This is a genomic window from Nocardioides sp., from assembly GCF_030655615.1.
GTDB lineage: Bacteria > Actinomycetota > Actinomycetes > Propionibacteriales > Nocardioidaceae > Nocardioides.
Window position 1 is genome coordinate 1 of record NZ_JAURVJ010000207.1, and the last position, 7,121, is coordinate 7,121.

General features: G+C 74.0%; 9 protein-coding genes. 5 read left to right on the forward strand and 4 right to left on the reverse strand.

The genetic code is table 11. From position 1 onward, the window contains the following. The 4 genes from Q7T52_RS17800 to Q7T52_RS17815 form a co-directional block, all read left to right on the forward strand. Positions 1–522, forward strand: a 522-nt coding sequence (locus tag Q7T52_RS17800) for an aminotransferase class I/II-fold pyridoxal phosphate-dependent enzyme (RefSeq protein ID WP_304804835.1), incomplete at its 5' end; no start/stop codon positions are given. Beyond that, positions 519–1,334, forward strand: coding sequence for a hypothetical protein (locus tag Q7T52_RS17805; RefSeq protein ID WP_304804837.1), 816 nt, complete (start codon positions 519–521; stop codon positions 1,332–1,334). The genes Q7T52_RS17800 and Q7T52_RS17805, both read left to right, overlap by 4 nt. A gap of 7 nt (positions 1,335–1,341) precedes the next feature. Beyond that, positions 1,342–2,163 (forward strand): prephenate dehydratase domain-containing protein, encoded by an 822-nt coding sequence (locus Q7T52_RS17810; protein WP_304804838.1) that lies wholly within the window; start codon positions 1,342–1,344, stop codon positions 2,161–2,163. Then, on the forward strand, positions 2,160–3,086 hold the full coding sequence (locus Q7T52_RS17815; RefSeq protein WP_304804839.1) for a prephenate dehydrogenase/arogenate dehydrogenase family protein: 927 nt from the start codon (positions 2,160–2,162) through the stop codon (positions 3,084–3,086). The genes Q7T52_RS17810 and Q7T52_RS17815 overlap by 4 nt, the downstream gene beginning before the upstream one ends. Positions 3,087–3,094: 8 nt before the next feature. On the opposite strand, the gene Q7T52_RS17820 is transcribed toward Q7T52_RS17815, so the two are convergent. After that, the gene (locus tag Q7T52_RS17820; protein WP_304804841.1) at positions 3,095–4,057 is read right to left on the reverse strand and encodes a hypothetical protein; all 963 of its coding nucleotides are present in this window, start codon (positions 4,055–4,057) and stop codon (positions 3,095–3,097) included. Positions 4,058–4,104: 47 nt separating this feature from the next. Further along, positions 4,105–5,061, reverse strand: a complete 957-nt coding sequence (gene dapD / locus Q7T52_RS17825; protein WP_304804843.1) for a 2,3,4,5-tetrahydropyridine-2,6-dicarboxylate N-succinyltransferase — start codon at positions 5,059–5,061, stop codon at positions 4,105–4,107. Between the two features lie 64 nt (positions 5,062–5,125). Between dapD and Q7T52_RS17830 the strand changes: the two genes are divergently transcribed. Then, positions 5,126–6,115, forward strand: a complete 990-nt coding sequence (locus tag Q7T52_RS17830) for a hypothetical protein (protein ID WP_304804845.1) — start codon at positions 5,126–5,128, stop codon at positions 6,113–6,115. Positions 6,116–6,132: 17 nt separating this feature from the next. Here Q7T52_RS17830 and Q7T52_RS17835 read toward each other — a convergent pair whose 3' ends face one another. Both Q7T52_RS17835 and Q7T52_RS17840 read right to left on the reverse strand, forming a co-directional pair. After that, positions 6,133–6,693 carry a DinB family protein gene (locus Q7T52_RS17835; RefSeq protein ID WP_304804847.1) on the reverse strand — a complete coding sequence of 187 codons (561 nt, stop codon included), beginning with the start codon at positions 6,691–6,693 and terminating at the stop codon, positions 6,133–6,135. A gap of 192 nt (positions 6,694–6,885) precedes the next feature. Then, the coding region (locus Q7T52_RS17840; RefSeq protein WP_304804849.1) for an HNH endonuclease signature motif containing protein at positions 6,886–7,121 on the reverse strand (236 nt) is incomplete at its 5' end.

Sequence of the window (7,121 nt, forward strand, 5' to 3'; positions counted from 1 at the left end):
GACCTCGGCTGGGAGGTGGAGGCGGCCCCCGTGCTGCACGCCGCCCTCAACTCCGGATCGACGGACGGCCTGCTCGCGGTCCACTCGCTCAGCAAGCGCTCCAACCTCGCGGGCTACCGCACCGGGTTCGTGGCCGGCGACGCCGCGCTCGTCGGACGTCTCACTGCCCGACGACGCGACCTCGGCCTGATCCTGCCCGGCCCCCAGCAGGCCGCAGCGATCGCGGCCCTGGGTGACGAGATCCACGTCGCCGAGCAGCGGGCTCGCTACGGCGCGCGCCGCCACGTGCTGCGGGCCGCGCTGACCGACCACGGGTTCCGGGTCGACCACAGCGAGGCCGGCCTCTACCTGTGGGCGACCCGCGACGAGCCGAGCGACGAGACCACCGGCTGGCTGGCCGACCGGGGCGTCGTCAGCGTCGACGGCCGCTCCTACGGACCGACCGGCGACCGGCACGTCCGGCTGGCCATCACCGCCACCGACGACGACGTCGCGACCGCCGCTGGCAGGATCACCGCATGAGCCTCCTTCCCCTCACCCGCTCGCTGGCCCACCCCAGCACCGACCCGCCCACCCTGGTCGCCCGTGCCCAGGCCGCGCTCGGCTGGAGCGGCAGCGACTTCCTGGTCGGGCTCCAGGGCTACGACGAGCTGATGGCGACCCTCGACGTCGCCCACGACGTCGAGGGCCTGGTCCGCATCGGCGACCCGACCTCGCCGCCGCTGCGGCTGCTGAGCGCCCTCAACGGCCTCGACCCCGAGATCCGGCTCGCCCGCGTCGCGACCGTCCCGTCGCCGTGGCGCTGGACCCGGCTCGGCGGCGGCGCCGGCGACGCCCAGGCGGTGGCCCTGCGCCAGCAGGCCTACTCCGACGTCGTCGGGGCCATGGGCCGCGCCGGGGTCGCCTTCCGGGTCGTGCCCGACGACACCACCACCGAGGATCTGCTCGCCGCCGGGCAGGAGGCCGGCTCGGCGGTAGTCGACGTCGACGAGCTGCGCGGCGACGACGTCCTCATCGTCGGCTTCCTCGAGCAGCAGCCGGCCCTGTCCTACGGACTCCTCGCCCGCGGCGCCGCGGGCGCGCCCGTCGACGCGGCCTGGGTGTCGATGACGCCCCAGCGCGAGTCGGCCGGGACCCTCATGGTCGCCCTGCAGCGCTTCGCCGACCTCGGCATCGACCTCGACTTCCTGCACAGCGACCCGCACGGGCCGGGCCTCCACGACTTCCACGTCGGCTTCCGCTCCGACGCCGGCCGCGTCGACGACCTGCAGGTCGCCCTCACCGAGGTCGGGTTCAGCAGCCGGGTGCTGGCGGCGTTCGCGCTGGACCGCTGACCGGTCCATGAACGTCACCTACCTCGGTCCCTCAGGCACCTTCACCCACCAGGCGGTCGTCGCGTTGCGGCCCGACGCCGAGGCCGTGCCCGTGGCCGACGCCGCGGAGGCGCTCGGTGCCGTCGAGTCGGGCCAGGCGTCGTACGCCGTCCTCCCCATCGACAACTCGGTCAACGGCGTCGTCGTGCCCACGCTCGACGGGCTCCTCGCCCGCCCGGGACTCTCGATCGTCGACAGCGTGGTGCTGCCGATCTCGTTCGACGCCTACAGCCGCGACCCGTCGGTCCCGCCCCACGTCGTGGTGAGCCACCCGCACGGCCTCGCCCAGTGCCGGCGCTGGATCGAGGAGCAGGGCCTCACGACGCGCGAGGCGTCGTCGACCGCGGCGGCCTGCCGCGACCTCGGGCCGGGGGAGATCGGCATCGGCGCACGCATCTGCGGCCAGCTCTACGACCTGCACACCGTGGCCGAGGGGGTCGAGGACAATTCGGCGGCCTTCACCCAGTTCGCCCTGGTCTCGGCGAGCCGGCTCCCGGTGCGGGCCGACGGCGACGACGGGCTGCTGGTCAGCCTCTTCCCCGACACCAACGTGCCCGGCATCCTGCGGCGCCTGCTCGGCGTGCTCGAGGAGCGGGGCGTCAACATGACCAACCTGGTCACCCGGCCGGTCCCCGCGACGCCGGGGATCTTCGTGTTCCTGCTGTTCCTGTCGGGCTCGTTCACCGCCGACGACTTCGAGGCGATGAGCGCCGAGTGGGCCGCGCTGGGCGCGACCGCCCGGGCGCTCGGCCGGATCTCGCCGCTCCACGAGCTCGCGGCCAAGCCGTGAGCACCGCTCCGGTCTTCACCCGGGTCGCCGTCGTCGGAGCGGGACTCATCGGCGGATCGATCGCCCGCCGGCTCGTCGGACTAGGTGCCTACGTGGTCGTCGTCGACCCCGACCCCGGGACCCGGGAGGCAGCGGCGGCGGCGGGCCTCGCGGTCGCCGAGACGGTGCCCGCCGATCGTGACCTCGTCGTCCTCGCCGCCCCGCTCGACGTCATCGTCGCGACCCTGCCGGGCGTCGCGGCCGCGGCGCCCGACGCGGTGCTCGTCGACGTCGGGAGCGTCAAGGGCACGGTCCGCGACGCGTGCCGCGACCACGGTCTCGAGTCGCGCTGGGTCGGCGCCCACCCGATGGCGGGCACCGAGCTCTCCGGCTTCGACCACGCCGACCCCGGCCTGCTGGTCGACGTCTCGTGGGCGGTCACCCGCGGCCCGGGTCCGGTCGCCGACGTCGTGCGCTGGGTCGTCGACACCTTCGCCGCCACCGCGGTCGTGCTCGACGCCGACGCCCACGACCGAGCCGTCGCGCTCGTCAGCCACGCGCCCCACGTGCTCGCCAACGCGCTGCTCGAGGTCGTCGAGCGCGCCGCCGACCCGGCCGCCGCCCACCTCGCGGCCGGCTCCTTCCGTGACGGTACCCGCGTCGCGGGCCGCGACCCGCTGCGCACCCGCAACATGCTCGCCGACAACGCCGCCGCCCTCGGCCCGGTCGTCGACGACCTCGTCGCGACGCTCCAGGACTACCGCCGCGACCTTGACGACCGCGCCGCGCTCGCCGACCGCCTGGCGGGGGTGACCGCCGGTGCGGACGCCGTACGACGTCCCGAGCCGCGCTGGCAACCCTGCCCCGACCTCGACGCCGCCCTGGCCGGGGACGGCCCGGTCCTCGTGCGGGAGGGTGTCTCGGGCCTCGAGTCGGCCCGTTGAGGCTCCCGTCAGGCGAAGACGTCGACGTGCACGTGGTCGCGGTGCTCGAGGATCGCGACGTCGCCGGAGCGAGACGGCGGGTCGTAGTCGCGCCAGGAGTCGTCGCGACCCGCCACCCAGATCCGGTCGTCGAAGATGACCGTGCGGATGGCGAGCCGCTGTGCGTTGGCGACGAGGTAGTGCGCCACCGCCCAGCCGCGGTCGCGGTTGGCCTCGCTGATCGGGCGGAAGAACACGTCGACGGCGCGGCCCTCGTAGTGTGCCGATCCCTCCATGTGCCCGGTGCTGACGCCGCCCGGTGCGAACCCGCCGAGCGGCAGCCGGCCGAACGTCGACCGGACCTCCCGGCGTACGTCGTCGGCGCGGGCGGTCAGGCCACTGCGGACCAACGCGGCGCTGGACTCCTCGACGTCGGCGTCGAGGTCGCAGGCGAAGGCCGCTCCGGACTCGCCGGTGAGCGCCGAGGCGAGCACCCGCGCGTCGGCCTCGTGGTCGGCGTAGGCGTCGGGGAAGCCGGAGCGCTGCACCGTCTGCGCCGCGACGGTGATCTCGAGGCCCTGGTAGCCGTCGACCTCGACGAGCGCGTCGTAGAACGCGTTGGCGGCGTAGGTGGGGTCGAGGAGCTCCTCCTCGCTGCCCCAGCCCTGCGACGGGCGCTGCTGGAAGAGCCCGAGCGAGTCACGGTCGCCGTAGTCGATGTTGACGAGGTCGGACTCCTGGTAGGCCGTGGCGAGGGCGATCGACACCGCCCGCGGGGGCAGGTCGCGACGCTCGGCGACCGCGGCGATGAGCGCGGCGTTCTCGGCCTGCTCGACGCTGACCGTGACCGCACGGGCTCCGACCGTCGCGGTGCAGCTCTCGTCGGTGCCGAGGAACGGCACGTCGACGTCGCGCAGCAGCCCGACCGCCACGCCGCCGACGACCAGCAGCGCCGCCACCGCGACGAGTGCCGGTCCCACGCCCTTCCGCATGCAGCGAGTGTGCCGGGGGCGTGGTCGTGCGCCCGCTGGGAAGAGGCTCAGTTGGCGTGCAGCGCCTCGTTGAGTGCGACGCCGGAGCCCTTCCACGGGGAGGCCTCGATCTTGCCGGTGACCGAGTTGCGGCGGAACAGCACGTTGTCGTGGCCGGAGAGGCTGACCGCCTTGATGACCGTCGGCTTGTCGTCGCGGTCGCGGATGGTCACCTTGGTGCCGGCGGTGACGTAGCAGCCGGCCTCGACCACGCAGTCGTCGCCGAGCGAGATGCCGATGCCGGCGTTGGCGCCGATGAGGCAGCGCCGACCGACCGAGATCACTTGGGTGCCGCCGCCGGAGAGGGTGCCCATGATCGAGGCGCCGCCGCCGACGTCGGAGCCGTCGCCGACGACGACGCCGGCCGAGATCCGGCCCTCGACCATCGAGGCGCCCAGCGTGCCGGCGTTGAAGTTGACGAAGCCCTCGTGCATGACGGTGGTGCCCTCGGCGAGGTGGGCGCCGAGGCGGACCCGGCCGGCGTCGGCGATCCGCACCCCGGTCGGGAGCACGTAGTCGACCATCCGCGGGAACTTGTCGACGCCGAACACCGTGACCTGGTCGCCGCCGGCCTTGAGCCGCGCCCGGGTCAGCTCGAAGCCGGCGACCGCGCACGGCCCGGCCGACGTCCACACGACGTTGGTGAGCAGGCCGAACGCCCCCTCGAGCGAGCAGCCGTGCGGGCGGACGAGCCGGTGCGAGAGCAGGTGGAGCCGGAGCCAGACGTCCTCGGTGGTCGCCGGCGGCGCCGCGAGGTCGGCGACCTCGACGAGGCGGACCTCGCGCGTCACCCGCCGTACGTCGTCCGCGACGGCGAGCGCCTCGAGCCCCTCCGGCACGGCGCCGGCGTCGTCGCCGAGACGCGGATCGGGGAACCAGGCGTCGAGCACGGCGCCGTCGGGGTCGAGCGTGACGAGGCCGTGGCCATTGGCGGGTCCGGGCTGGGCGGTGGTCGGGTCGCTCACGTCGACCCACTCTAGGGACTCCGGCGCCGGTTTCGGAGGCCGCCCGCAGGGGGAGGGAGTGCGCATGTCTCGCCCCCTCCGCCTCCTGGCCCTCTCCACCGCCATCGCCGTCGCGTGGACCACCGCCCCCGTCGCCGCCTTCGCCGACTCGACCGTCGACGTCCCCGACGCCGCCTCCCGGGCCCCCGCGTCGCAGGCCCGCGGCACCGACGCACCCGCGGCCTACCCCGCGCTCGACACGCAGGTCCCCGACCTGGCCGTCGACGGCGTCTCGGCCGAGCGCCGCGGCCAGCAGGGCACCAGCGCCCGGCCCGTGTCCAAGAAGTGGCCGGTGCGCCAGCGCGTCGGCTCGGCGACCTACCACCCGGTCACGCCGAGCGGCGACCTCTCGCAGCGCTTCGTCCGGGCGACGATGGTCCAGGACCGGCTCTACGGCGAGATCTACGTCGACGTCACCCTGCAGGGCACGCCCACCGAGGCGACCGACTCCCGGCTGCGCGTCGGCTTCGGCGTGATCCGCAACGTCAGCGGCACCCCGACCTGCGTGACCGGCCCCGGCTCGACCGACGCCGACCGCCACTCCTACGGCACCGACCCCGACAACTACTCGGGCACGCGGATCCGGTACGCCGCCAAGCTGGCCGGCGCCAAGCGCGGCAAGTACAACTGCGGATTCGCGATCATGCTGAGCCCCGACGGCGCCACCGTCTACGACGCGGTCACCGACTCCGTGCTGATCGAGCGCCGCCAGAAGCCGATCCTCGGCTTCAAGATCACCGGCAAGCGCATCAACAACCGGTCCTTCACGCGGGTCCCGGTGCGCATCGTCAACAGCCGCTACACCGTCGCCACCGCCACCAAGGTGCGCCTCACGGTCCGGTCGCGCGGCGTGGCGGTGCGCTACAACCCGCGCGTCGGCAAGATCAAGCCCGGTCAGGTCCGGCGCGGTGCGATCTTCGTCAAGGTCACCGGTCGCGGCAACGGGTCGATCACGCTGATCGCCCGGTCGAAGGACTACCGGAAGAAGATCACGGTCCGCGTGACGGCTCGCTGACCCCTCTACTGGCCCGACTACTGGCCGGTGCGGCCGTCGATGCACTCTCGCAGCAGGTCGGCGTGGCCGCAGTGCCGCGCGTACTCCTCGACCAGGTGGACGACGACGTCCCTCGCCTCGATCTCGCCGTCGGGGTGGGGGCACAGGGTGTCGAAGTCGAGGTCGGCGTAGACCGACTGCGCGTGGGCGACCTCGCGTCGCCACGACGTCCAGGCCTCCTCCACCACGGCCGGGTCGCCCACCGCGCCGTCGAAGTCGAGGTCGGGCTCGGCCTCGGTGCGGTAGAGGCGGGGGAGGTCGGCCTGGCCCTCGACCACCCGGCGGGCCCACGAGTGCTCGACCTTGGCCAGGTGTCGGAGCAGCCCGAGCAGCGACATCGTCGACGGCGGCACCGACCGCCGCGCCAGCTGCTCGGCGTCGAGGCCCTCGAGCTTCATCTCGAAGGTCAGCCGGTAGGCACGCAGGTAGTCGAGCACCACCGGCCGCTCCCCGCGCAGCACCTGCTCGCCGGCGTTGCGGGGGTCCGCGTCGGGGTGGGCCCACATGCCGGGCGGGGGCGTCAGCGCGTCCTGGTCCATCCCTCCAACCTCGCAGCGCCTCGTGCGGGCAGCAACCGGGTTGTCGCTGCGACGGGTCGGGTCGGGTGGGTCGGTGGCGGGGATCTCGACACGCCGGGCCGTAGCCGGCCCGTCGGCTCGATCACCGTGTAGGTCGCGGTCTGGGCGTGCCGATGGCCCCGCTGCCTGGTGGGAGCGGGGTCGTCGGGGCGTTCAGGGTCGTCGACGCCTGCGGTCGACGAGATAAACGAGCCCGGTGGGGCTGGTCCACTCGTACAACCCGGGCTCGAGGACTCGGTAGGACCACTGGCCGTGGGTCTTGGCGCGGTGGTGCCGGCGGCACAGCATCGTGAGGTTCTCGACGCTCGTGGGGCCGCCTGCGTCGAACGGGACGATGTGGTCGAGGTCGACGTGACGGCGGTGGCAGCCCGGGAACACACACGTCCCGT

Bases quoted from the DNA above. Each gene is read 5' to 3' on its own strand.
- Q7T52_RS17820 (WP_304804841.1), bottom strand. From the start codon at position 4,057: ATGCGGAAGGGCGTGGGACCGGCACTCGTCGCGGTGGCGGCGCTGCTG.
- Q7T52_RS17810 (WP_304804838.1), top strand. From the start codon at position 1,342: ATGAACGTCACCTACCTCGGTCCCTCAGGCACCTTCACCCACCAGGCG.
- Q7T52_RS17830 (WP_304804845.1), top strand. From the start codon at position 5,126: ATGTCTCGCCCCCTCCGCCTCCTGGCCCTCTCCACCGCCATCGCCGTC.
- Q7T52_RS17805 (WP_304804837.1), top strand. From the start codon at position 519: ATGAGCCTCCTTCCCCTCACCCGCTCGCTGGCCCACCCCAGCACCGAC.
- Q7T52_RS17835 (WP_304804847.1), bottom strand. From the start codon at position 6,693: ATGGACCAGGACGCGCTGACGCCCCCGCCCGGCATGTGGGCCCACCCC.